We start from the raw sequence: 23,192 nt of genomic DNA, 5'->3' as shown, positions 1-23,192 counted from the left end.
TATTTTGAAAATTCAAAATCCAACATGCAATCATATGTGTTAAAAAACATTTACTAAGAATTTTCTGAGTACTCTACGATTCACATAAAAAAACAGGGGGGGTTAAAAAATGTCTAAAATCAACAAAGCAAACTTGAGGATGTCCATATTTATACCAATGTCTATTATTTTCATACTTGCCATTGTCACGGGTTTGGTTGCTCCGGAAGCCTTTTTTAATGCAGAAAACAAGATTGCCGAATTTGCATTTGTTAACTTTGGATGGTTGTTCCAAATCTCAGGGAATATCTTTTTGTTTATGTGTATTTACCTAATGTTTTCTAAATATGGAGATATCAAATTAGGAGGCAAGGATGCAAAGCCGGAGCTTTCCTATTGGAATTGGTTTGCAATTTCCCTATGTGCAGGCATAGGAACAGGAATTTTATTCTGGGGTGTTGTTGAACCGTTAACCCATATGTATGCACCACCTGATTTTCTAGGCCTTACGCCTGGAAGTGAAGCAGCAGCAATGTTTTCTATGACACAAACATTAATTCACTGGACTTATATTCCATATGCTATGTATGCCATAGCTGGTATTGGTATTGCCTTTGCTGTTTATAATGCAAAGCTTCCATTTCAGGTTAGCTCTATGTTATATCCTTTGTTTGGTAAGAGAATCAAAGGTACAGTTGGTGCAGTAGTTGATAATATTTGTTTATTTGCTATTGCAGGGGGTGTTGCAGCTATTCTTGGTGTAGGAACAATGCAAATTGGAAGTGGCTTGAATATACTAACTGGAATTCAAACTGGTAAAGCTTTATGGATTGGTATTGTAGGTGTTATCGTGGCAACCTATATCATTTCAAGCTATACAGGCCTACAAAGAGGTATCCGATGGTTATCAGACAATAACGCCAAGTTATTTATGGTAATGTTAGTGTTTGTTTTCATATTTGGCCCTACAAGATTCATTCTAAACTTTGGAACACAATCAACAGGACATTTTATTCAAAACTTCTTTGAGAGAACCCATTACTTGAGTCCAATTGATGGTTCGCCATGGCCAAGATGGTGGCCTATTTACTACTGGGCAATTTGGTTGGCTTATGCACCGCTGTCAGGTATGTTCTTCGCTAGAATCTCAAAGGGGCGTACAATCAAACAGTTTATGATGGTGAATCTAGTCCTTCCGGCTACATTTGGATTAATATGGTTCTCCGTATTTGGAGGAGCAGCGGTAAATCTTCAAATGAATGGTGCAGGTATATTTGAAGCAATGCAGGCAAGTGGAAATGAAGTAGCTGTGTTCTCATTCCTTAAAAATTTTCCATTATCAGGGCTTACAAGTGTTATATACATAATAGCCATATATGTTTCCATCGTTACACTAGCAGATTCCATGACTTCCACTATATCCTCCCTTTCAACCACAGCCTTTAATTCTGCCGAGGTTGAGCCCCCAGGAAAGGTTAAGATATTCTGGGGAGTGGTGATGTCATCCTTAGCAATCATAAACTTATTGGCTGCAGGGGGTAAGATCAGTGGTATAGATGCGACCAAACAGATTTCTACAGTGGCAGGTTTCCCAATTTTATTCCTTATGGTGGTTATGGCCTTTACGTCTATGTACATGATCATTAAACAAGAGAAGTATGATGTGGTGAATTGTCCTGAAACAGCAATCATCGATGAAGAAGTATTGTCAGAAGCTGAATAGATATATATGAGTTTAAAGTCCATCTATTTTAGATGGACTTTAAATATCATAGGCATTAGATGAGAGGTTCTTTGTTCTTTCTTGACTTTTTATTGACTTAAATAGTATACGATAAATATGAAGAATAAATATGAGGGGTAAACGTTTAAAGAAAGGGAGTCGGAAGATGGAATTAATCATAAACGTAAATGACATAGAATATAAGCTGGACGTGAATCCAAGAATGAGATTGCTGGATGTACTAAGGGAAAATTTAGGGTTGACGGGTGCAAAAGAAGGATGTGGAGAAGGTGAATGTGGGGCCTGTACAATCATTATGGATGGCTTGGCTATAAATTCCTGTATGGTCCTTGCCCATCAGGCAAGAGGAAAGAAGATCATTACTGTGGAAGCCCTGGAGCAGGATGGGGAGATGGACCGATTACAGGAGGCATTCATTAACAATGGAGCAGTTCAATGTGGTTATTGTACACCTGGAATGCTCATGTCCTGTAAAGCGCTACTTATGAACAATCCAAATCCAACAGACGAAGAAATAAAAATTGCGATAGAAGGAAATCTTTGCAGGTGTACAGGGTATATCAAAATAGTTCGGGCTGTCAAAGAAGCTATTCAAAACCAATAGATGATGAGAGGGTTAGACTATGATGAATGAAATGAATTTTAAAATGCCAGCATCCTTAAACGAATTAGCATTGAATTTAGACAATGCAGATGAGAAAACCTATCTAATTAGTGGAGGAACTGATTTAATTATTAAGCTGCGTGAAAAGAAAATATATTCCGGCACAATTATTGATTTAAAAGGTATCCAGGAATTAAATTATATACGACAAATAGAGCAAACGATCTGCATTGGTGCGAATACTACATTCACTGAAATGATTCATAGTGAAATATTAATAAAGAATGCTCCGTGCTTGGTTCAAGCTGCTGAACAAATTGGTTCAACTCAAATAAGAAACGCTGCAACTATTGGAGGGAATATTGCCAATGCATTTGCGGGGGCAGATGCAATTCCAGCGCTTATAGCCATGGGAGTCAAAGTTAAGATGATGAATGCTAAAGGAGAGTTTTTTCTTAAGGATATAGATGAGGTCGTTATAGGATCAGGGAAAAATAGCCTCCATAAGGATGAAGTCATTACTGAAGTTATCGCACCAGTTTTAGGTCATGGATATAAATCTTTCTTTGGAAAGGTTGGAAGCAGAGAAAGAGTAACGATTGCGAAACTGAATATGGCTGTGGTAGTAAAAAATAATCATGAAACCGGTGTTATTGAAGACGCTAGAGTGGTATTGGGATCACTTGGACCAAAGGCTTTTCGATCTGACTTGGTAGAGATAGAGCTTGTAGGAAAGTATATAACAGATTCACTACAAACGGAATTTGAAAAGGCACTAATAACGCAGATTGACATTTCCATAGCAGGAAGAAGTTCTAGGCCATATAAAAGAGAGGCTGTTAAAGCTTTATCTGAGGACGCATTTAGCAACTTGTTTGGAAGTCCAGCCTGGAGGTGTAACAATGAAAAATGATCTTAAATATGTTGGCAAATCTATTCCAATCCATGATGTAAAAGAGAAGGTATCAGGTAAGTTGAAATATGCCGCTGACATGCAGCTGCCTGGAATGCTTCATGGAAAACTTTTGCTAAGTTCCGTGGCCCATGGAAGAATAAAAAAGATTGATGTATCGAAGGCAGAGGCGCTAGAAGGTGTAGTGAAAATTTTTACCCATGAAAATTCTCCGAATACCCTCTATAATTCCCATAAATGGTTTGTAGGTATGGAGATAACGAAGGATGAGCGACTATTTACAGACCATGTGAAGTTTGTGGGAGATAGAATTGCTGCAGTTGTAGCCAAGGATAGATTTACTGCTGAGAGGGCAGTTAACCTAATTGAAATTGGATATGAAGAACTTTCTGTTGTGGTTGACCCTGAGGAAGCCATAAACTTAGAGGATTATTATATAGGCCAAAAGAAGATAGAAAGTGGCAGTGTGCATGATGTTTTTTCTAAGGCTTCAATCATTATAGAGGACAGTGTTGAAACACCTAAAATTCATCATGCTGCCATGGAAACCCATGTATGTGTAGCTTCACCGGGTATCCATGGAGATGTTACTGTATGGACCCCTTGCCAAGTAGTTTTTCAAGTAAGGCTGATAGTGGCAGAAGTATTGGGTATGCCATTAAACAAGGTTAGAGCTATCAAAGCCAGTATGGGAGGCTCCTTTGGAGGAAAAGGCCAACCGGTTTTAGAACCTGTGTGTGCCTTTTTAGCTAAGGCGATGAATGCGCCGGTTAAGCTTCAAATGGATCGTACAGAGAGTATCATTGGTACAAGAACGAGAACTGCTACCCGTGGAACCATTAAAACTGCAGTGAGTGAAGATGGAACGATACTTGGTAGAGATATCCATATGCTGGTAGATACTGGTGCCTACTATACAAATGGGGATGCTGTAACCATGGCCATGGCGAAGAAGGCATTTCGCTTATATAAAATAAAGGATCAGCGGTTTGTTGGAGATGTGGTGTATACGAATACGCCAATCGGTGGAGCCTGTAGAGGTTACGGTTCTCCTCAGATTCATGTCCTATCAGAAATAAATATGGACAATGTGGCGAGAAGACTGGGGATGGACCCAGCTGAGCTAAGATTGAGAAATTTGGTTCACCCCTTTGACAAAGATCCTATAAATGGACCCGATTTAGGAAATGCAAGAGCCATCGATTGTGTGACAGAAGGAATGAAGGTTTTTGACTGGAAGCAAAAACGGTTAAGACCCAAAACCTCAGGCCGTATCGTCAGGGGTGTCGGCATGGCATGTGCTACCCATGGTAACGGATATCATGGGGGGTATCAGGATTTTATTACCATGTCTTTGAGAATGACAGAGGATGGCGGGGTGTTTCTGAACTCTGGTATCCATGACTTAGGGTGTGGAACCGTAATGACCATGAAGCAGATTGTAGCCGAGGTTCTTGACGTTGAAATAGATAAGATACTGGCGCCAGAAGGGGATACTTTAGTAAGTCCCTTTGATGTAGCAGGTACACAAGCCAGTAGAGTTACCTTTGTTTGTGGTTCCTGTGCCATGAAGGTGGCAGAGCAAGTAAAAGAAAAGTTTATTGGTTGTGCTTCCAAAATACTTCAATGCTCTCCAGAGGAGGTTGTTATGGAGGCTGGGGAAGTATGGTCCTCTACAAGTGAGACTGTTAAGTATTCCTATGGAAAAATGATAACAGACATTCAATCTAAGTTCCAGGATGATATCAGTGTGTCTTATACGTATACTTCGCCAGCTAATCCTGGCGTATATGCTGCAAATTTTGTTGAGGTAGAGGTAGATACTTTAACAGGACTTGTAAAAGTATTAGATGTATTGGCTGTCCATGATATAGGAAAGGCTATAAATCCTGGATTTGTGGAGGGACAGGTGCAAGGGGCTATACAAATGGGCATTGGATTTGCTCTTTCAGAAGAAATCAAAGTGGATCGTAACGGAAAGATAAGTGGAGATAAGTTTAGCAAATACCATGTAATCAATGCGCCTAGTATGCCTGATGTTAAGGTATTGCTTATAGAGGAAGGGGAAGAACATGGTCCCTTTGGAGCGAAGAGTATAGGTGAAATTAGTACATGTGCCATTGCACCAGCTATTGTAAATGCCATTAACGCTGCTTTGGATATAAATATTACATCTTTGCCAGTTACACCTGAAAAAATTATTAAAGCATTGCACGAAAAGTAAATTGTTATACTAAATGGTTTGTTGATGATTTGTCTACTGATAGCTATTAGGGGGGGATTTATATGATTCAAGAAATGATCATGCTGGATGGAAATAGTCTTACGATCCATGAGGTGGCAAAGGTTGCCAGAGAAGGGGCTCAAGTTGGAATCAGCAGTGAGTCAATGAAGAAGCTGGAACAGGGAAGACAAATGGTTTATGATATGGCGAACAGTGATATACCGGTTTATGGCTTTACAAGAGGCGTAGGGGAGAATAAGGATCGACAGGTTGTGGCTCGATATTATCAGGAATATAATAGAAATCTTATTCTATCCCATTGTCTTGGTGTTGAACCGGAAGCAAAAGAAGATGATGTTAGAGCCATAATGCTGGCGAGATTGAATACCTTGCTTGTTGGATGCACAGGTGTACAACCAGCTGTGGCCACCATGTATATGAATATGATAAACAATAAAATTCACCCTGTCATTCCTCAAAGGGGTTCCGTTGGAGAAGGGGATATCACGGTTCTTTCCCATATAGGGCTGGCCATGATTGGAGAGGGAGAAGTGAACTATAACGGAGAAAGAATGAAAGCCTCTGAAGCCTTTAAGAAAGCAGGTATGGAGCCTATTGTTCTTGGACCTAAGGATGGGCTGGCGATTGTTAGCTCCAATGCTTTATCAGCAGGAGAAGGTGCCCTTGTACTGAAAGATATTGAAGATTTGGTTGATTTGGCAGATGTGGTGTATGCATTGACTTTGGAGGGTTTTAAGGGGAATGTAACACCCTTAGATGAAGCAGCTTACAGCGTTAGACCTTATCAAGGACAGAGCATTAGTGCAAGCAGGGTTCGAAAGCTATTGGAAGGAAGCTATTTATGGCTACCAGGAGTGACGGATTCTTTGCAGGATCCTTTAAGCTTAAGGGGGTCTTGTCAAATCCATGGGGCAGTGCGGGATTCCCTAGGGTATGTTAAAAATCATATGCTCATTCAATTGAATTCCTCCGACGATAACCCATGCTTAATAATGGATGAAAATAGGATTATTTCTTGTGCAAACTATGAAGTTCCTACTTGGACATTGGGCTTCGAAATGCTAGGGCTGGCATTAAGCCATCTTTCAAGGAATGCATGCTTTAGAACGATAAAGCTGGCCACACCAAAGTTCACTGGACTATCAAGGTTTTTAACGCCTGCAGACGGCAGAGTTTTGGCATACGCAACCATTCAAAAGACATTTACCTCCTTGGATACTGAAATCAGACATTTATCTAATCCAGCTACAGCGGATTATTTCTCAGTGGCAGGAGATATAGAAGATCATGCAAACAACTCCCCTTATGTGGTACAGAAAACTGCAAGAATAGTAGACAATTTGATATATATATTGGGAATAGAGGCAATGCATGCGGTACAGGCTATAGATCTACGAAAAGCCACGAGATTAGGGGTCGGGACAAAGGCTGCGTATGATGTGATTCGTTCAGAAATACCATTCCTAGATCAAGATAGAAATCTATCTGAGGATATCCGTAAGATCTACAAGTTGATTAAATCTAGAAAAATATTAGATTCTGTAGAGAAAGTCATTCGTTGATCATTGAGCCTAACCCATAATCATTAGAACCATAGGCATTAAGACGATCCCCATGATGATGGAGAAGGAGGTCATAAAAGCTGAGGTTTCCACATCACCCTTCACATCGCTGGTAAAGCCGGCTATCATAGATGCAATCGGTGAAAAGAACAGCATACATAAAACAGTCTTAACCTGGTGGGGAAAGGGTATGAAAAAGGCCACGATTATAGTAAATATCAGGGCAAAGCCATAGCGCATTCCTAGGTACTTGAAAGCCATCCTAAATTTCTTCTGATCCAAATGTAGTTCTAACCCGATCCCAATCATAAGCATTGCCATAAAGGTATTGGCACTGCCAACTGTTGAGGTAAAGGTAATCACCGCGTTTGGAAGATGCAAATCCATCAAGCGAATAATAAGTAAAAATAAATAGGTGTCAAACACTGGTGAGCGTAACATATTCTTTAGAAAGCGTCCAATGGTGGTCTTTTCGTTTTCATTGGTAATCGACAGTGCACAGCCGTAGCCGATTCCTGCCGCTCCAATGGCATTGCCCACATCAAACAATGAGGCGAAAATTATTGATTCTGAGCCAATAAATCCTGAAATATAGGGCATGGCAAAGGCACCGATATTGTAGCTGCCGATGTTGAGAATGCCAAAGGCCTGCTCCTTGGCATCGGTGTGGCGATTGGCTAAATAACCGGCAAACTGCTGGATAAGGTTAACGCCAATACCAATTGCGACTAAAAACAGTAGATTGTATGATATTTCAAACTTATTAAAGCTAGTAGCCAGCGCACATGGCAAGGTTATCCATAGGACGATTTTTGAGAATTTAGGAAAATCACTGAGGCTCACCCAGCCAACTCCCTTGATGGTATACCCAATCACGATTATTAGAATTAATGAAATAGCTTTTACCAGCATTGCCCCCATTACGTCACACCCTTTTGCGTTTAGTTACCACTTCAGTATAGCATAAAAGGTTATTAATCAGTACTACCCTAATATGTTCAGTTTGTTAAAGATATTGAGGCATTAGCTGATGTTGTATTGAATATTGTTTTGAGTATGGTTTTCTTTCTCCTTTCAGTTTTTGATTTTTTAATATCATCTTTTGGTGTTCTAAACCATATTTTGAAAAACTTGTTTTATAAAATTTGTATTCTGAAAGCAGCTTTGACAACCATAAGGGTATGCTGTTTTCTGCCTTTATTTCCATCAACCACTGATCTTTCGTAAGCAAAGGTTCTCCGTGATCACCGTTTTCCAGCCGCAGATCATACCTTCTTGTTCGAATATTTGTATCAAGGGTTACTCGTAAATCCTTATTTTCCCTGGCGAAAAGACCCTTTCTGTCGTAAGCCAAATATAGCTTAGGCTCTAAATCGTATATCGTTAACATATATGCAATTTCGTTGATCACCTGTCTATTCATGTATTCCCTATACACTGGTTTTATTCCTGAAGATACAAAATCATAGGCTTCATCAAGCTTTAGTGTCGTTCTTCTTTTATTCACAAGACCGCACACTTTTTTTTTGATTTCTAAATATACCTTTTCATCATTTTGGGGCACCCCGTAGGCCCTTATGCGAAGTTTTTCTTTGTATTTGGGCTTGGATAAGGATGTTCTGATCAAATGATGATCCCTTGTATCTAGATAGATATTGCTTATGGTATAAAACCCATTGCTTAAATTGTTTTTGTCTGGCTCCATATAATCCAGTAATCTGTCCTGAATTTTTTCATAGGTATCTTTATTTAGTAAAAATTTGCTTTCATGCCTGCTAAAAACCTCTATTGCCATGGTAATTTCTCCTCTCATAACCTTTGATTTTTCTCTTTAATTTTATTCTAAGGATGCAACCTTAAAGTAAGCTTAAATATTTTAAGTGAATGTTATAATTCATAAATCCCTCATATTTAAGGTTTGTTTAAGCTTTCATTTGTAAAATAGAAACATGAAAGCAAACAAAATCGTGCAACAAGAGAAATGATCAAAATTAGGGAGGATTGAATAATGAACAGGAAACAACTATATTTAAAGCTATTAACCTTATTATTATGTACAAGTTTATTACTTGCCTGCAGTACCAATGCTAAATCCCAGATAGATTTAGTAACAGAACAATTAAGTACAAATGCTGCTGGGGTAGAAAATATCAGTTCTGTCATAAGCCAGATGGTTAGCTATGAAAGGGATGATGATTACAGTGATTGGAAAAACGAAAATCCAAGTTATATTGAACTAAATGGAACGAATGCCAATGTAAATGCTTCAGGTGTGGACGTAAAGAGTGGTAAAGTCACGATTACAGCAGCAGGGGTATATGCATTTAGCGGTAAGTTGGATAACGGACAAATCATCGTAGACGTCCAAGACAAAGGTACAGTTAAACTGATTTTAAATGGTGTAGAGATAAATAGTGCTGACAATGCACCAATCTATGTAAAGAATGCTGGAAAAACCATCATTACTTTACAAGAAGGAACGGAGAACTTCATATCGGATGGAGCAGAATATATACTGGCAGATGCTTCATCAGATGAACCGAACGCTGCCATATTTAGCAAAGTCAGTCTTACCATAAACGGAAGCGGTACAGTAACTGTACGAGGAAATTTCAATGATGGTATTACCAGTAAAGATGACCTAAAAATCACCGGAGGGAATATTCAAATTTATTCCAAGGATGATGGACTAATAGGAAGAGATATGGTGGCAGTAAAAGAAGGCAATATCACCATAGAAGCTGGTGGTGATGGCATCAAATCCACCAATGACACCGATGCTTCCAAAGGATTTATAGCCCTTGAGGGAGGAAGCTTTGACATAAAATCAGAAAAAGACGGAATGCAAGCAGAAACATCCCTGTTGATAAGTGATGGGACATATAACATTTTTTCAGGAGGCGGCAATACAAAGGGTACAGTAAAAGTCGATGCTCAAGCCAAAGGCCAATGGAGAAATCCTAAAGGCAATCGAGATACAAGCGCATCGGCTCCTCCAACTCCGCCTACACCGGCATCCCAACCTCAGCCAATAACTACGAATACAAGCGTAACTGAAGCGGAAAGCAAAAAAGGAATAAAGGCAGCCATAGATATTTCGATTGGAGGAGGCACCGTTCATATAGATTCTGCCGATGATGCCATACACAGCAATACCAATGTTACTATCAATGGAGGTGATATCTCTATTGCTTCGGGTGACGATGGAATTCATGCAGACACAGTTGTAAAAATAGATAGCGGAAAAATCAATATAACAAAAAGCTATGAAGGTATAGAAGGTACAGAGGTGACGGTTGGTGGCGGAGAAATTCATGTCACTGCCAGTGATGATGGCATCAATGTGGCAGGAGGCAACGATGGATCAGCTGTAAATGGACGCCCTGGAGAAAACCATTTTAGCCCATCAGAAAATACAAAGCTTAATATAAATGGTGGATATATTTCTGTGGATTCCTCTGGGGATGGATTGGATGCAAATGGATCGATTTATATGAGTGGCGGTACAGTATTGGTAAATGGCCCAACAGCAGGTAACAATGGAGCACTGGACTATGATCGGACTTTTGAAATGACGGGAGGGTTTCTTATCGCTGTAGGAAGTTCAGGAATGGCACAAGCACCCTCTGAAGAATCAACCCAGTACGCTATCAGCATGAATTATTCACAGACACAGAAAGCAGGTACAATCGTTCATTTAAAAGATAGCAAAGGCAATACAGTAGCAACTTTTGCACCGAAAAAGGATTATCAAACGGTGGTTATCAGCGCACCTGAACTAGAAAAAGATGCTAGTTATACACTTTACACTGGTGGTACTTCAACAGGAAGTGAGGCTGATGGTCTGTATGCCGATGGTGAGTACCAGGGGGGAACAAAAATAGTTGAATTTGCGATGACAAATTCTGTCACATGGCTATCGGAAACAGGAGTAACAACCGCTAGAAGCACAAGGCCAGGGCCACCTAATGGTACTGCCTTTGAAGGAGAACAAAAACGACCTGAGAGAAGAATACAATAGGATAATGCACCCCTTTTGAAAGTCTTGGAGGACACCTTAGGGCAGAAGGATAATTCTTTTTATGACTATCAAGAGACCACAAGAAATGATATTAGGATAGAATACCAAAAACTAGGAAATTTAATTTGCCTAGTTTTTATTTTAGAGGAAATTAATGGAAAATAGAGAATAATATAAGAAATGTGAGTACCAATATATGCGCCTGCCTACTACAGGTAAAGGTGCAGACTAGGTCTAATGAGTAATAAGATTAAGTGTTAATTTTAAAAAAGGTTATATCAAATCAAAATCTACACAGGTTGGGAGACTTCTTATGAAAAAAATTTATCTGTTATTCGTTATTATGATTATTACCCTTAGTATGATTGCTTGTTCAAGCAATCTTGATGTTAATAGCTATCCTAAAGTTGATGAGGGCAGCTACAAGAGTGGTTCGAATGATCAAAATTATATAGAATTATCTAAGGTGAAGGACGATATTTGGGTTCATACCAGCTATGAAAATTATAATGGCTATAGAACACCTTCTAACGGTATGTTGGTAATTACGGCAGAGGGCATAGTGTTAATCGACACACCATGGAATAATGGACAGATGAAAGAACTATTGAAATTAAGCAAGAAAATATTTAATGAAGAGATTACTACAGCGATCATAACCCATGCACATGTTGATAGAATCGGTGGGATTGATACCTTGATAGATAATGGAATTGATGTTCTAAGTACAAGTCAAACTGCTCAGGATGCGGAGAAGAACGGATTCGCAACGCCACAACCTAAATTGACTTCAGAACAAACTATCCTAATAGGAGATAAGAATTTTGAAATCTTTTATCCAGGGGAAGGGCACGCTGTAGACAATATTACAGTATGGCTTTCAGACGATAAGGTATTATTTGGAGGGTGTTTGATAAAGTCAATGGAATCTCAGGATTTAGGGAGTGTGACTGATGCCAATATAGAACAATGGCCATTATCAGTAGAAATGGTGTTAGAAAAATATTCAAATGCAGAAGTTGTTATCCCAGGACACGGTAAATGGGGAGATATAAAGTTGGTTCATCATACATTAGAGCTATTTGCGAATTGATTAGTTAATTAAGTAATTCTTATAAAGTTTTAGAATCAAGGGTGGTTTTAATGGAAATATTGGAGGCTGAAATATGGACTTAAAGAATGAAAAATCAAATGTATATAAGGTTGGACTACCAATAACTGCTATTATTACGATGACCTCAGCAATAGTTGCGCTAATGACCAATCCAAGTGATGCTTTATTATTAAATCTACAACAATTATTTATGAGTGCATTCATGCTATTACTAGGTACGCAAAATATTATTGCGAAGAAAAATAAATATGGGTATTTTCTATATGTAGTAGCAATTTTCAACTTTGTGGTGTTTATTACTAGAAATGTAGGTTAGAACGATCTTCTTATTTACTGTTATTCGTATAAAGGGGTGAGGAATGTGACTACTTCAGATTTTTTTCCAAAGAGAAAACTCGCGGTTTCTACTACAATGATTATAGGATTTGTCATGCTATGTGTGTACTTATTTTTATTTTATCCTAGGGACCTAATTAGCATCATTGGAAAAGAGCCTGTTATTGATTCAAATGTACATTTAACAGTGACTAACCGTAATTCCATTCTGGATGATGGGTCTACTGCTGAGAGTTATAGTGAAAATCACGCAAAGGAAGTATTAGATTACCTAAAATCTTATAAATATAGGAGAACAAATACAAGTTATAGAAAGCTTGATAATGTTGAGTATTTCATTATCAAGATAGAAAATAATGGAGAAGAAGTTTTTCGAACAGCAGTTAGAGGAGACAAATATCTTTCGGTTATAGATAAGGATGGAGCATGGTCATTATATAAGGTTTCAGGGAATAAATTTGATATAAAGGTTTTGAAAAATTTTTATGAATCGTTAAGAAGTACTAATTGATAAAACGAGTGAACGGCACATAGATTTTCAAAATACTATCGTTATCCCATGGAAAAATGAATTCGTACTTTTGCCATAGGTGCGCCATAAGGAGATAGAAAATGAAAAAAATCGTATTAATACTTTTAATAGGAATAGTATTCTTACAGGGTTGTACCAATATAGAAGATCATATCGAGTGGTATCAATCAAAAGAAAGTGCTATAGAAAATGGAATAGAAAAAGAAGGTCTCGACAAATCAGCCATTTTGGCTGTTGAAGAAATCAATGGTGAGACGATTATCTTTTATGAGATGTATATGGAAGCAGAGAATCTTAGTGCATTTGGTATTGCTATCATTAAAGAGAATAATCACAGTTACAGCTGGTATAGACCTTCGGCCTATTTTGGTTTTGAAGCTACTGATAGTGACTATATGCTAGCAGGTACAAATATTAAGACTCCAAGAAAGCAAGAAATTTCAGTGGTAATAGGAAGAGTCTGCGATAATACCATTAAAAGTGTAGTTCTGTCAGGGGATGGGCAAGAAAGGGAGCTAGACATATCAGGCAAAGGGAGGTTGTTCTATTCAATCCATAAAGCACCATTCACACACCTAAAAATACAGCCATTACGATAACAGTATCGAAAGAATGTATTGAGAGTGGAGATGATAACTTGGATATGAAATACTTATTTGATGAAGTTGTTCTAAATTACGAAAAAAGACGCCCTAATTATGGAGCAGAGCTATTTAGAGAGATAATAAAATATGGGGAAATCACTATGGACAAGTCAGTGATAGAGGTAGGTTGTGGAACAGGTCAAGCTACAAAGCCGTTTTTAGAGGCAAAATGTAAAGTAATAGCAGTCGAATTAGGTGAAAATCTTGCCTCATATACAAGAAATAAATTTAGAGATTATTCAAATTTAGAAGTTATTCAATCATCTTTTGAAGATTATGAGTGTGATAATAGTAGTTTTGATATGTTGTATTCAGCTACTGCTTTCCATTGGATACCTGATGAAATTGGGTATAAAAAGGCATATAAGATAATAAAGAATGGTGGTACGATTGCTTTATTCTGGAATAAACCATCCACAAATCATAAGGATAATCCACTGCATCAAAAAATTCAGTCTATTTATACTGAGCTTTTGCCACAGTGGAGTTACAAGGTAACCAATAATGAAGATAAATCAAGGTATTCAAGCATAATAAATAAATTAGAACAATATGGGTTTACTAATATTGAGTTTAAGTTATATCATAATATCAGGAAGATGACTGGAATTGAATATATTGAATTGCTAAATACTTATTCAGATCATTTAGCTTTAGAAAAATCAATAAAATCAAAGCTTTTTAATGCTGTTAGGGCAGCAATCGAAGAATTGGGGAATGAATTAATTATTAATGATACAGTTGACCTATACCTAGCACGAAAACCATAGCATTAGCTATAAACAAGTATTTTTTTATTTCATAATTCAAATATTATCAAGTTGAGTAGGAATTTATTCCTACTCATTTTTAGTAGGAGGAAATAAGTGGAAAATGTAGAATGACTATAGTATCTAAAATATAGGGGGCTGTTTGGAGCTGGCATATGGATGTATTTGTTTGGAATTATTGGCGTGCTAAGTCCAGGCTTATACACATTAGAAAAAATCTATCAAGAAGTGCAAAAGAAAGATAACTAAGAAATAGTAAAGATAAGGGGATGTAACTGTGCACTTAGAATGTCCATATTGTAAGAATGAATTAATCAAAGGTTTCATAGACAGTGGGCGGTACTCTTTTAATGGCACAATGAACATATGAGCCTGTTCGAGAAATACACTGTATTTGGTGGAGAGTTTATATCTGAGAATCCAAAGGTGAGTTGTTATAGATGTAAAAATTGCAATAAGATTATTATTGATTTAGATGAGCTTTAACGCTGGATAAAGTATTAGCACTTTACTCAAGAATTGTGGAAAATGAAGACTAAAAAAGATTAGTCATTTTTCAAAGTAAGAGTCAATTAACCACTCTAATACCGTAATTGTACAGATTTTTGAATACATGTATTTTGAGATTAGAATTTTAGGGGGGATAAAAGAGTATGACAAGTATATTTTTTATCAGGCACGCTGAACCAGACCATGATTGGGAAGATGATAGAACACGACCTTTGACTGATGAGGGAATAGCTGATAGTAGAAAAATTATAGAATTCTTTAGAAATCATAAAATAGATTGCTATATGTCAAGTCCTTATAAAAGAAGCATAGATACTATAAAAGAAATTGCGTTTGAACATAGTATTGATATTATCATGGATGAAAGATTTAGAGAACGAGAAAAGGGCCTAAATGGTAGCAGCTTAGAGATGCTTCAGAAAAGATGGGATAACTTTGATTTTCATGAGGAGAATGGAGAATCGCTTAATATGGTTCAGAGTCGTAATATTGAAGCAGTGTTAGAAATCTTAAATAATCGTAAAGGTGAGAAAATAGTAATTGGAACCCATGGCACAGCACTCAGTACGATTTTAAATTATTTCGACCCATCTTATTGCTGTAATGATTTTCTAAGAATTATAGACTTTATGCCATATATAATTCGCCTTGATTTTGATGGGATAAATTACGTTGGGAAAGAAGAATTATTGATTATTCAGAAAGTGTTTAAGGGGAGGAAGTAATAAGGTTAGAGTAAAATGCTCTTCTCATAAAGAAATGTCTTTCAATGACTTAGAAGTATATTGTAAATTGATATAGGGAGAATGATGCAATTGAAGTTCCGGCAGTTAACATTGCTCATATTGATAATTATAATTGTTTTAAGTGGCTGTGCTACAAATAATACACACACTATCATGTCTGAGAATTTAATTACTACCAAACTAGAAGATATTGATATGGCTCAAATAGATAATCAAAATCAAGGGGCAAAGCAAACTCAAGATAGAGAGATGATTAGTAACCTTTATGAATTCTTACATGGCATAGAAATGCAAGAACTAACTGCCGAGCAGGAAAATGTTTTAATGAAAAATGCTGAAATAATGTATTTTATTTCTTTGATGTCAAATAAGGATATTGTAGGTTCTGCAATGATACTTAAAACAGGAGATCTTATAATGTATGATATTGAGACGATGAAGAGTGGCAAAAGAACCCAAGCGTATATTCATTACGACCTTAATGATGAAATGCTAGAAAAAATTATAAAATTAACTGACTCGATAAAGTAAATCATAATATCTAATAACAATACAAAGTAATGCAGCTTCGTCCAACAAAGTTTTGTGTGCCTCTTCAGATATGAGTGGCTCTCCACATTGTTCTTTTCGTGTCTGTTTTCCAATGGCCCAGTTATTGTGTCGCTGGAAATTTGTGCTACTATATCATGTCGATTCCAAAGACTCAATCGTTTTAAATTTACAATGTAGAAGTGCTTCTGTTGTAGCTATTAAAGACCGCAGTTACAGCGATACGGAGAGTATTACCATAAATAAAAGGTTTGCCTTTTTAAACAACAAAAGGTAAGATTTTAATTAAGAAACCAAGAAAATTGTGGGAGAACAATTATGAAACATATAGTTTTCTTTATACATGTCATATCCTTCATGTTTGGCTGTGTCACGATCGTTTTATCGATCTTGTCATATCTCAAATATAACAGTAGGTTGATAAAGTACTTCACATTATTCTTAATTTCAATGTTGGCCATTCTTATGGAAAGAACTATCATGTATTACCAACTGGTGAGTGTACTTGATGGTGAATATCTCAGCGTGATATTGTGGGTAATCTCCTGTCTTGGGAGCGGTCTTTTGATGTATTCCCTACCTCTTTTTACATATGAGTTGCTTCAGTTGAATCTATCAGAAGGAAAAAAGCTTATATTCAGCCTACTGGCGTTCCTCCCGATTATTTCACTGGTATTATACTACACCCTCCCATACAAAATTATCATCCTCAATGTTATAAATTTAATAATTTTCATTACTCTGTTGTATTGTCTGTGTCTTGGCGTAATTCTCATGAAGTCAGTGAAGTTACCTGCGACAAGGAAAATCATAAAAACCTTCTTAATTATATTCGGTTTCTGGATTCCGCTTATGTTTATCGATTTTAGGCTGCAAGAGGTACCGGTTTTTCAGAATACTTTTCCTTATGGATTACTGTCGCTACCGATTTTTTATTTTGTATGGAATTTTTTTAGCCTCTATTTTGGGTTTAACTATTTAGATAATTTTGTTCACTCTCTGGTCGAAAAGGAGCAAAAGGACGGCTTCGAAGAGACCCTGGAAGAGGATAAGTTAGAAAACGCCTTTTTTGAAAGATATAAATTTACGAATAGGGAAAGGGAAGTTATTCAATTGCTGGTTAAAGGTTACAGTTATAAAATGATAAGTGAAGAACTGGTCATCTCGTTCACGACTGCCAGGACACACGGTTATAATATATATCAGAAAGCAGGGGTCAGGAACAAAATTGAACTGATCAATCTCATGAAACAAAATCACTAACTTAGACATTGAAATAGAAAGATACCCATGGTAATACTGTCCAAAATCAGACAGTATTATTTTTTTGCTGTAATCAAGGATTTATAAGGGTTTTAAGTGGTCTCATACAAATGTAGTATATAAATTCCCTCCCAAATCATACATGTATCTGATGCTTTTTCATACATTTGCGCGATGCACGAAAAGCTTCATATGGACTAAAATGAAAACATGAGATTTCCAAAAACAAATACTAGTGCAATGGTGAGATTTACAAAGGAAATCGTGGGATTAAAAAAGTTTAAATCCAAGGAGGTTATTTGTATGAATTTTAAGGAAATATCACTTAAGGCAGCAGGTCTTTTGATAGGCATAATTGTTCTGGGTATATTGATATCGCTGCCATTTTATTTTCATGACATGTCTCGATTGAATAAAACGCTTAAAGAAAGAAGCAAAACTATTGATTCTCCCTATGGAACTATTGAATTTGTTGATATAGGTGAGGGAAAGCCAGTTTTGATTTCTCATGGTACCATGGGGGGATATGATTTTGGCCTTTTGACTGCACAGGGCTTTTTAAGCGGGAATTACCGGTTAATTATTCCCTCTCGTTTTGGTTACCTGCAGTCTTCAATTCCATCTGATGACTCATTTGAAGCGCAGGCAGATAGTTATGCATATTTACTTGACCAATTAGGTATAGATAAGGCCGTGATTGCTGGAACGTCAGCAGGAGGAGTACCTGCAATCCAGTTTGCTATTCGACATCCAGAAAGAATCTCCAGCCTGATATTGATATCTACTGTAGCCTATTCTCCACCTTCGGAGTTCAAAGCCCAAAATCTTCCGATACCAGGTTTCGTATATGATGCGCTACTGAAGAACGACTATATTTTTTGGGCAATGCTGAAAGTATCACCATCAACAGTGCATAGTATCATAGGTGCTTCTGATAATTTAAAGAACAACTGCAGTAAGGAAGAACTTGAGCTTATGGACAAAATGGGGTGGGCTTTAATGCCTGTCTCTAAACGATATCAAGGATGGAATAAAGATGCAGAGAACATTAACAAGCTGGAGGAAATGTCTCTCGATAGGATTAAAGCACCTACCCTCATCATCGGAGCAGAGGATGATACGTTTGCACCACATGCTTGGAGTAAGTATACGGCAAAAAATATTCACAACAGTAAGCTTATAACTGTAAGGTTTGGAGGTCATATGCTTCTTGGACATATGCACGATATGAGAAGACTTTCAGAGGAATTTATTGAAAAAAATTTTACCAGCCATGGCGAAGGAAAAATGGTAATTGATAATAACAAATTTTAATTGTTACAAAGTCTGATGTTCCTAAAGCTCAAGTTGATATAGGGATAAATCAGAATCATTGGAGTAGTTGGCGAAATAGTATTTTTCTTTAGTACTGTAGAACAAATAATAGAAAGGAGAGCATAAAATGAAGGTTTTTTCACTTGTTATAGCTATTATTACAGCTTTGCTTTTGGTTTCTACTTTGGTATGTGGGTTGTGGATAAGGTCAAATAAAGTAACAGATGTGAGCTCGTTAAACTTCCACATGAATATAGGGATAACATCGGTTATATTTAGTTTCATTGCAGTGATATTACTCATTATGGCAGTAAGACGATAATCGTTATTGTTCAGCAAGCTTCAAATTGCATGGATAGTGTCTGATCGTAGGAATTGTTTAAGGATCTCATAAGCTTCGAAGTGAATTATGAAAAAGAAGGAGATTCTCAAGAAAATGAGATTCTCCTTCTTAATTGAAAATCTAAAGCATTTGTTTTGCAGATGAAACTGTTATCTCCAATACTCTCGTTAAAAATGAAAATTTTTCTTTCATCATATCAAATTCTGCACCAGATTCAAGAAACTTTGCAGTTCCTTCAACTACAAAGCCTGTTCCTTGGTAATCGTTATAACCTAAGACCTCTTTACTGCCTAAAGCCATCTTTACTTTATTATTTTGATCAGCATTTTTTTCAGTTCTTCGCATTGCATATGCAGGGATTAAGATTCTTTCATCGGGTGTTAGAACTAAGTATGAGTTCCAAGTGTTAACGATGTGTGGTGCACCTTCTCCCCATGATACGATCGAAACTACACCTTCATTTTTTAATACATCATAAAACTTTTGTGTAAGCATTGTACATCTCCTCCTAAAAGTGTATTAGATAATACAAATGAGTATTAAATATATTATAGATATATATTATCTATAATTAGTATACGATTATGTTTTTATAATGTCAACACAATCAAATATATTATAGATAATTTTTGTCTATAATATTGACTAATAAAAAATAATGAAGTACTATGTGGGAAGATTATATTGTTATTTAGGAAGGTGATTCTGTTGCAATTTTCTGTGGGAGTAGAGTATGCGTTACATTGTTTACTATATATGGTAGATATGCCATCTGGAAAATCCGTTGGGATTAAAGACTTAGCAACTTATCAAGGCGTGTCTGAGACTTATCTATCAAAAGTATATACAAAGCTAAGAAAATCAGGTATTGTGAAGTCGATTCCAGGTGTTAATGGAGGATATGAATTAGCACGTTCACCAGAAAATATAACATTTTGGGATATTATTGAAGCTATCGAAGGGACTTCACCATTATTTCAGTGTGTAGAGATTAGGCAAAAGGAGCTACTGCTAGATAAAAATAACCTACCTGATACCTATACAAAATGTCCTTGTTTAATAAAAGTGGTAATGTTAGAAGCCGAAGATCAGATGAGACAGTATCTGAATAATAAGACTTTAGCATGGCTGCATGAGCAAGTAAAAAATAAGATTCCTGAAGAGCATAGTAAAGCAACTATTGAATGGTTTAACAATGCTAAATCAAGGTAAGCTTAAAATTCTTACTAGCGAACAGATTTAAATACTTGCTTTTTAAAATAAATAAAGGAGGATTACTAATGCGTGTATCTTATGATGAGCTGAAAAGTGAACTTAAAAGAGTTCTTATAAGTAGAGGATTTGAACCGGAAGCTGCGGAGATTGGCGCGTCCATAATAGCAGACAACAGCCGTGATGGCGTACCTTCCCATGGCTTAAATAGGTTTCCTGCTATTGTCAAATTTATAGATGAAGGTGCAATTAATCCCCATAGGCATCCAGTAAAATTGAATGGTGTCGGAGCCCTTGAACAATGGGATGGACAGCTAGGCTTCGGTCCAATAAATGCGAGTATTGCCATGGACAGGGCTATTGAATTAGCGGGGCAATACGGTTTAGGATGTGTTGCTCTAAAAAATACGAATCACTGGCTTCGTGGAGGTACTTATGGATTGAGGGCTGCCGATGCAGGATGTATTGGTATTTGCATGACAAATACATTTCCAAATATGCCACCATGGGGTGGTACGGAAAAGCGTATAGGAAACAATCCCTTTATTATAGCTATTCCACAAAAAAGTGGAGAGCACGTGTTATTGGACATGGCTCAGTCTCAGTTTTCCTTCGGAAAGCTGCAGACATACTCCCTTGCTGGAAAGAAGCTGCCGGTTACGGGAGGCTATGATAAAGATGGAAATCTTACTGACGACCCCAATGCTATATTAGATGGTGGTGAGGTTCTTCCTACCGATATGCAGGTGAGGATTATGCGGATGCTTATATAGAAAATATGTCAGAGTATATTAAGACATCAGCAAAGGCGGAAGGCTTTACCGATATCCTTTACCCAGGAGAAAGGGCTGCCAGAGAGCGGGCAGAAAATATGAGAAAAAATATTCCCGTAAACGAGGAAATGTGGGAAACATTGCTGAAGCTATAACGACTTACCGACCAACTCCGCATCTAGTAAAATTTACGTCGGATTATTTGTAGTGATGTATATCATAGATAAGCACAAAGCAAATAAATTTGGTGCTAGGCACTAAAGTTATATACATTCTAATAACTGTATAACTTTGGTACCTAGCACTTATTGTTAAAAGAATACAATATTATTGATTTTGCTGCTGTCCCTGCTGTTGCTGGCCTTGTTGCTGACCCTGCTGCTGAGCGTTTTGACCCATGCCCATAATTTGAGGGATCTTATTCATTATTTGTCCAATTGCTCCAGCGGTAGGATTTATTGATATAGCAGATATATTGCCTTGGTCTACAATCAACACAGCATCAGTAGATATTCTTGCGCCCAAGCCTAGGGCATCCATGCCAGTATTTGACGATCCCTGGGATGCAGCGGTACTACCTTGAGTAAGCTTGCCTGATGAGTTGCCGCCACCATATCCGATGGAAACTGAAATGACGGGAATAAGTGTTTTATCTTCCACTGATATTGGTCTTCCGAGGGTACCTTCCTGTTGAGCGAAGCTTTCAATATTTGAAAACAAAGTAGTAACATTTTGTTCCATCGTATTATTTATATCCATGTTAATTCCTCCCTTAAATTTTATATAGTATTGTTTTTATACGAATTTCAATAAAGAACGGCCAAGATTTAATTTTGCACTGGCGTCGATATTTATAAAATCATCATTTGCTAAAAAGTTTGGACTTTGGTATAAAGATTCCAATGTGAAAAACCTAGAAATCATGTTGATTCCCCCAAAAACTAAGCCTGTAAAAGAAGGATCTTTAAAACCATACTGGGCACTTATATGAATATCAGTAGGATGAATCTTGCTAAAATATTTCCTGTTTTGCAGGTTTATTTTGCTGATTGTCAACTGTCTTTTAAGAATTCTTTTATTAAAAAGATAAATACTTAGAACAAAGCTGTCATTTTCTGATGAAACCACTGACCTTAGAACAGGATAAAGCCATAATAATGTCACATTTAAATCTGAAGAAGTAGAATTAAAATGAACAATAATTTTTGAAGCTACGGTGAACAAGAGAATTGCAAGAAGTAAAAATGTAATTGTTAATATATATAGTAAAACCATGGAAACTACCTCCATGCTTTGTTGTGAATAGGATGCTTTAATAGTTTAACCAAACTAATTGCTTTTATGGTGTTAAATACTCTCATATTCAGAATAAATTGGGAAATGCTGGTGATAGATATGACGTTTATACGGTTATTTGCATAGGTCTGACATCCTTTTCACCCTTTGGATGCTGAAAAAACTGTATTTACAGTGATAAGGTGAACCATACCATAAGTAAGGGTCGTTTTAAAGCTAAGTATTGATACTACATGTTTTAATGGGATATATTTGGAAAAGTACTGTAGAAGGGCAGGTCACTAAACTTGCCCTTCTAGTTTTCTGCCTTTTTACCAATAGATACACCTTTTTATTAACCCTTTTATTAAAAAACACAATGCATATCGATACGAACATATCGAATAGAAAGAAAAATATATTGATAAACGATAAAAAACATGTTAGAATCAAATTATCAAAAAATAAGTGAGGTGCTTAATGTGAAACAAGTTTCAACACTCTTTTTAAAGGTAGTAGTTTTTCTTATTGCAATTCCGGTTCTTGCTCTGTGCATATTTTGGGTGCCTGGATTTGTAAATTACTTACCTTACCCCATTTTAATCGGTGTGTATGCAACGGCGATATCGTATTTCTTTGCTCTGTATCAAACTTTAAAACTTTTAAGCTATATTGATAAGAACAAAGCTTTCTCGGAATTATCTGTAAAGGCTTTAAAGAATATAAAATACTGTGCAATCACA

General features: G+C 36.8%; 27 protein-coding genes. 22 read left to right on the top strand and 5 right to left on the bottom strand.

Annotated elements, in window-relative coordinates:
- Nucleotides 1-109: 109 nt before the first annotated feature.
- From K0R93_RS00125 to K0R93_RS00105, 5 genes are all read left to right on the top strand, one after another.
- Nucleotides 110-1,702 (top strand): BCCT family transporter, encoded by a 1,593-nt coding sequence (locus K0R93_RS00125; RefSeq protein ID WP_300295704.1) that lies wholly within the window; start codon nucleotides 110-112, stop codon nucleotides 1,700-1,702.
- A 166-nt stretch (nucleotides 1,703-1,868) separates the two neighbouring features.
- Nucleotides 1,869-2,327, top strand: a complete 459-nt coding sequence (locus K0R93_RS00120) for a (2Fe-2S)-binding protein (RefSeq protein ID WP_300295701.1) — start codon at nucleotides 1,869-1,871, stop codon at nucleotides 2,325-2,327.
- 19 nt (nucleotides 2,328-2,346) lie between these two features.
- Nucleotides 2,347-3,240, top strand: a complete 894-nt coding sequence (locus tag K0R93_RS00115) for an FAD binding domain-containing protein (protein ID WP_300295698.1) — start codon at nucleotides 2,347-2,349, stop codon at nucleotides 3,238-3,240.
- Nucleotides 3,230-5,464, top strand: a complete 2,235-nt coding sequence (locus K0R93_RS00110) for a xanthine dehydrogenase family protein molybdopterin-binding subunit (protein ID WP_300295696.1) — start codon at nucleotides 3,230-3,232, stop codon at nucleotides 5,462-5,464. The genes K0R93_RS00115 and K0R93_RS00110 overlap by 11 nt, the downstream gene beginning before the upstream one ends.
- A gap of 62 nt (nucleotides 5,465-5,526) precedes the next feature.
- Nucleotides 5,527-7,047: an HAL/PAL/TAL family ammonia-lyase gene (locus K0R93_RS00105; RefSeq protein ID WP_300295693.1), complete on the top strand. Its 1,521-nt coding sequence runs from the start codon at nucleotides 5,527-5,529 to the stop codon at nucleotides 7,045-7,047.
- Between the two features lie 9 nt (nucleotides 7,048-7,056).
- On the opposite strand, the gene K0R93_RS00100 is transcribed toward K0R93_RS00105, so the two are convergent.
- On the bottom strand, nucleotides 7,057-7,968 hold the full coding sequence (locus K0R93_RS00100) for an AEC family transporter (protein ID WP_300295690.1): 912 nt from the start codon (nucleotides 7,966-7,968) through the stop codon (nucleotides 7,057-7,059).
- 85 nt (nucleotides 7,969-8,053) lie between these two features.
- Entirely contained in the window at nucleotides 8,054-8,842 is a 789-nt protein-coding gene (locus K0R93_RS00095) for a polyphosphate polymerase domain-containing protein (protein ID WP_300295688.1), read from the bottom strand.
- Between the two features lie 213 nt (nucleotides 8,843-9,055).
- Here K0R93_RS00095 and K0R93_RS00090 point away from each other — a divergent pair, with 213 nt between their 5' ends.
- The 13 genes from K0R93_RS00090 (at nucleotide 9,056) to K0R93_RS00040 (ending at nucleotide 19,168) form a co-directional block, all read left to right on the top strand.
- Nucleotides 9,056-11,068 carry a carbohydrate-binding domain-containing protein gene (locus K0R93_RS00090; protein WP_300295686.1) on the top strand — a complete coding sequence of 671 codons (2,013 nt, stop codon included), beginning with the start codon at nucleotides 9,056-9,058 and terminating at the stop codon, nucleotides 11,066-11,068.
- A gap of 313 nt (nucleotides 11,069-11,381) precedes the next feature.
- On the top strand, nucleotides 11,382-12,161 hold the full coding sequence (gene bla, locus K0R93_RS00085) for a subclass B1 metallo-beta-lactamase (protein ID WP_300295684.1): 780 nt from the start codon (nucleotides 11,382-11,384) through the stop codon (nucleotides 12,159-12,161).
- 73 nt (nucleotides 12,162-12,234) lie between these two features.
- Nucleotides 12,235-12,498, top strand: a complete 264-nt coding sequence (locus tag K0R93_RS00080; protein WP_300295681.1) for a hypothetical protein — start codon at nucleotides 12,235-12,237, stop codon at nucleotides 12,496-12,498.
- A 45-nt stretch (nucleotides 12,499-12,543) separates the two neighbouring features.
- Nucleotides 12,544-13,029 carry a hypothetical protein gene (locus tag K0R93_RS00075; protein WP_300295678.1) on the top strand — a complete coding sequence of 162 codons (486 nt, stop codon included), beginning with the start codon at nucleotides 12,544-12,546 and terminating at the stop codon, nucleotides 13,027-13,029.
- 101 nt (nucleotides 13,030-13,130) lie between these two features.
- Entirely contained in the window at nucleotides 13,131-13,649 is a 519-nt protein-coding gene (locus K0R93_RS00070) for a hypothetical protein (RefSeq protein WP_300295675.1), read from the top strand.
- 44 nt (nucleotides 13,650-13,693) lie between these two features.
- Nucleotides 13,694-14,464, top strand: a complete 771-nt coding sequence (locus K0R93_RS00065; protein ID WP_300296308.1) for a class I SAM-dependent methyltransferase — start codon at nucleotides 13,694-13,696, stop codon at nucleotides 14,462-14,464.
- A gap of 277 nt (nucleotides 14,465-14,741) precedes the next feature.
- Nucleotides 14,742-14,834, top strand: coding sequence for a PF20097 family protein (locus K0R93_RS19230; RefSeq protein WP_442870165.1), 93 nt, complete (start codon nucleotides 14,742-14,744; stop codon nucleotides 14,832-14,834).
- Nucleotides 14,831-14,950: a PF20097 family protein gene (locus K0R93_RS19225; protein WP_442870164.1), complete on the top strand. Its 120-nt coding sequence runs from the start codon at nucleotides 14,831-14,833 to the stop codon at nucleotides 14,948-14,950. Before K0R93_RS19230 ends, K0R93_RS19225 begins: the two co-directional genes overlap by 4 nt.
- 167 nt (nucleotides 14,951-15,117) lie before the next feature.
- The gene (locus K0R93_RS00060) at nucleotides 15,118-15,699 is read left to right on the top strand and encodes a histidine phosphatase family protein (protein ID WP_300295672.1); all 582 of its coding nucleotides are present in this window, start codon (nucleotides 15,118-15,120) and stop codon (nucleotides 15,697-15,699) included.
- Between the two features lie 81 nt (nucleotides 15,700-15,780).
- Nucleotides 15,781-16,251 carry a hypothetical protein gene (locus K0R93_RS00055; RefSeq protein ID WP_300295670.1) on the top strand — a complete coding sequence of 157 codons (471 nt, stop codon included), beginning with the start codon at nucleotides 15,781-15,783 and terminating at the stop codon, nucleotides 16,249-16,251.
- A 792-nt stretch (nucleotides 16,252-17,043) separates the two neighbouring features.
- On the top strand, nucleotides 17,044-17,532 hold the full coding sequence (locus tag K0R93_RS00050; protein WP_300295667.1) for a response regulator transcription factor: 489 nt from the start codon (nucleotides 17,044-17,046) through the stop codon (nucleotides 17,530-17,532).
- A 303-nt stretch (nucleotides 17,533-17,835) separates the two neighbouring features.
- A complete protein-coding gene (locus tag K0R93_RS00045) occupies nucleotides 17,836-18,846 on the top strand; it encodes an alpha/beta fold hydrolase (protein ID WP_300295665.1) in 1,011 nt (336 codons plus the stop codon).
- A 127-nt stretch (nucleotides 18,847-18,973) separates the two neighbouring features.
- Nucleotides 18,974-19,168 carry a hypothetical protein gene (locus K0R93_RS00040; RefSeq protein WP_300295663.1) on the top strand — a complete coding sequence of 65 codons (195 nt, stop codon included), beginning with the start codon at nucleotides 18,974-18,976 and terminating at the stop codon, nucleotides 19,166-19,168.
- A 141-nt stretch (nucleotides 19,169-19,309) separates the two neighbouring features.
- On the opposite strand, the gene K0R93_RS00035 is transcribed toward K0R93_RS00040, so the two are convergent.
- Nucleotides 19,310-19,684, bottom strand: a complete 375-nt coding sequence (locus K0R93_RS00035; protein WP_300295660.1) for a pyridoxamine 5'-phosphate oxidase family protein — start codon at nucleotides 19,682-19,684, stop codon at nucleotides 19,310-19,312.
- A gap of 213 nt (nucleotides 19,685-19,897) precedes the next feature.
- Here K0R93_RS00035 and K0R93_RS00030 point away from each other — a divergent pair, with 213 nt between their 5' ends.
- The 3 genes from K0R93_RS00030 (at nucleotide 19,898) to K0R93_RS00020 (ending at nucleotide 21,329) form a co-directional block, all read left to right on the top strand.
- Nucleotides 19,898-20,401, top strand: coding sequence for an RrF2 family transcriptional regulator (locus tag K0R93_RS00030; protein ID WP_300295657.1), 504 nt, complete (start codon nucleotides 19,898-19,900; stop codon nucleotides 20,399-20,401).
- 68 nt (nucleotides 20,402-20,469) lie between these two features.
- Nucleotides 20,470-21,174 (top strand): Ldh family oxidoreductase, encoded by a 705-nt coding sequence (locus K0R93_RS00025; protein WP_300295655.1) that lies wholly within the window; start codon nucleotides 20,470-20,472, stop codon nucleotides 21,172-21,174.
- A gap of 5 nt (nucleotides 21,175-21,179) precedes the next feature.
- Nucleotides 21,180-21,329 carry a hypothetical protein gene (locus tag K0R93_RS00020; RefSeq protein ID WP_300295653.1) on the top strand — a complete coding sequence of 50 codons (150 nt, stop codon included), beginning with the start codon at nucleotides 21,180-21,182 and terminating at the stop codon, nucleotides 21,327-21,329.
- 172 nt (nucleotides 21,330-21,501) lie between these two features.
- Here the strand turns inward: K0R93_RS00020 and K0R93_RS00015 are convergent, their stop codons facing one another.
- Nucleotides 21,502-21,933 (bottom strand): GerW family sporulation protein, encoded by a 432-nt coding sequence (locus tag K0R93_RS00015; protein WP_300295651.1) that lies wholly within the window; start codon nucleotides 21,931-21,933, stop codon nucleotides 21,502-21,504.
- Nucleotides 21,934-21,969: 36 nt separating this feature from the next.
- Nucleotides 21,970-22,449, bottom strand: a complete 480-nt coding sequence (locus tag K0R93_RS00010) for a hypothetical protein (RefSeq protein WP_300295648.1) — start codon at nucleotides 22,447-22,449, stop codon at nucleotides 21,970-21,972.
- A gap of 482 nt (nucleotides 22,450-22,931) precedes the next feature.
- Between K0R93_RS00010 and K0R93_RS00005 the strand changes: the two genes are divergently transcribed.
- Nucleotides 22,932-23,192, top strand: a 261-nt coding sequence (locus K0R93_RS00005; protein WP_300295646.1) for a DUF2975 domain-containing protein, incomplete at its 3' end; no start/stop codon positions are given.

Origin of the sequence: Anaerosolibacter sp. (assembly GCF_029240175.1) — a bacterium.
In the GTDB taxonomy this organism is placed as follows: Bacteria; Bacillota; Clostridia; order Peptostreptococcales; family Thermotaleaceae; genus Anaerosolibacter.
Note: the sequence above shows the minus strand (reverse complement) of the source record. Positions and strands in the feature narration are given on the sequence as shown.

Coding starts and splice junctions, on each gene's coding strand:
- K0R93_RS00125 (WP_300295704.1), top strand. CDS start 110: ATGTCTAAAATCAACAAAGCAAACTTGAGGATGTCCATATTTATACCA.
- K0R93_RS00120 (WP_300295701.1), top strand. CDS start 1,869: ATGGAATTAATCATAAACGTAAATGACATAGAATATAAGCTGGACGTG.
- K0R93_RS00115 (WP_300295698.1), top strand. CDS start 2,347: ATGATGAATGAAATGAATTTTAAAATGCCAGCATCCTTAAACGAATTA.
- K0R93_RS00110 (WP_300295696.1), top strand. CDS start 3,230: ATGAAAAATGATCTTAAATATGTTGGCAAATCTATTCCAATCCATGAT.
- K0R93_RS00105 (WP_300295693.1), top strand. CDS start 5,527: ATGATTCAAGAAATGATCATGCTGGATGGAAATAGTCTTACGATCCAT.
- K0R93_RS00100 (WP_300295690.1), bottom strand. CDS start 7,968: ATGGGGGCAATGCTGGTAAAAGCTATTTCATTAATTCTAATAATCGTG.
- K0R93_RS00095 (WP_300295688.1), bottom strand. CDS start 8,842: ATGGCAATAGAGGTTTTTAGCAGGCATGAAAGCAAATTTTTACTAAAT.
- K0R93_RS00090 (WP_300295686.1), top strand. CDS start 9,056: ATGAACAGGAAACAACTATATTTAAAGCTATTAACCTTATTATTATGT.
- bla (WP_300295684.1), top strand. CDS start 11,382: ATGAAAAAAATTTATCTGTTATTCGTTATTATGATTATTACCCTTAGT.
- K0R93_RS00080 (WP_300295681.1), top strand. CDS start 12,235: ATGGACTTAAAGAATGAAAAATCAAATGTATATAAGGTTGGACTACCA.
- K0R93_RS00070 (WP_300295675.1), top strand. CDS start 13,131: ATGAAAAAAATCGTATTAATACTTTTAATAGGAATAGTATTCTTACAG.
- K0R93_RS00065 (WP_300296308.1), top strand. CDS start 13,694: ATGAAATACTTATTTGATGAAGTTGTTCTAAATTACGAAAAAAGACGC.
- K0R93_RS19225 (WP_442870164.1), top strand. CDS start 14,831: ATGAGCCTGTTCGAGAAATACACTGTATTTGGTGGAGAGTTTATATCT.
- K0R93_RS00060 (WP_300295672.1), top strand. CDS start 15,118: ATGACAAGTATATTTTTTATCAGGCACGCTGAACCAGACCATGATTGG.
- K0R93_RS00055 (WP_300295670.1), top strand. CDS start 15,781: ATGATGCAATTGAAGTTCCGGCAGTTAACATTGCTCATATTGATAATT.
- K0R93_RS00050 (WP_300295667.1), top strand. CDS start 17,044: ATGAAGTCAGTGAAGTTACCTGCGACAAGGAAAATCATAAAAACCTTC.
- K0R93_RS00045 (WP_300295665.1), top strand. CDS start 17,836: ATGAATTTTAAGGAAATATCACTTAAGGCAGCAGGTCTTTTGATAGGC.
- K0R93_RS00040 (WP_300295663.1), top strand. CDS start 18,974: ATGAAGGTTTTTTCACTTGTTATAGCTATTATTACAGCTTTGCTTTTG.
- K0R93_RS00035 (WP_300295660.1), bottom strand. CDS start 19,684: ATGCTTACACAAAAGTTTTATGATGTATTAAAAAATGAAGGTGTAGTT.
- K0R93_RS00025 (WP_300295655.1), top strand. CDS start 20,470: ATGCGTGTATCTTATGATGAGCTGAAAAGTGAACTTAAAAGAGTTCTT.
- K0R93_RS00020 (WP_300295653.1), top strand. CDS start 21,180: ATGTCAGAGTATATTAAGACATCAGCAAAGGCGGAAGGCTTTACCGAT.
- K0R93_RS00015 (WP_300295651.1), bottom strand. CDS start 21,933: ATGGATATAAATAATACGATGGAACAAAATGTTACTACTTTGTTTTCA.
- K0R93_RS00010 (WP_300295648.1), bottom strand. CDS start 22,449: ATGGTTTTACTATATATATTAACAATTACATTTTTACTTCTTGCAATT.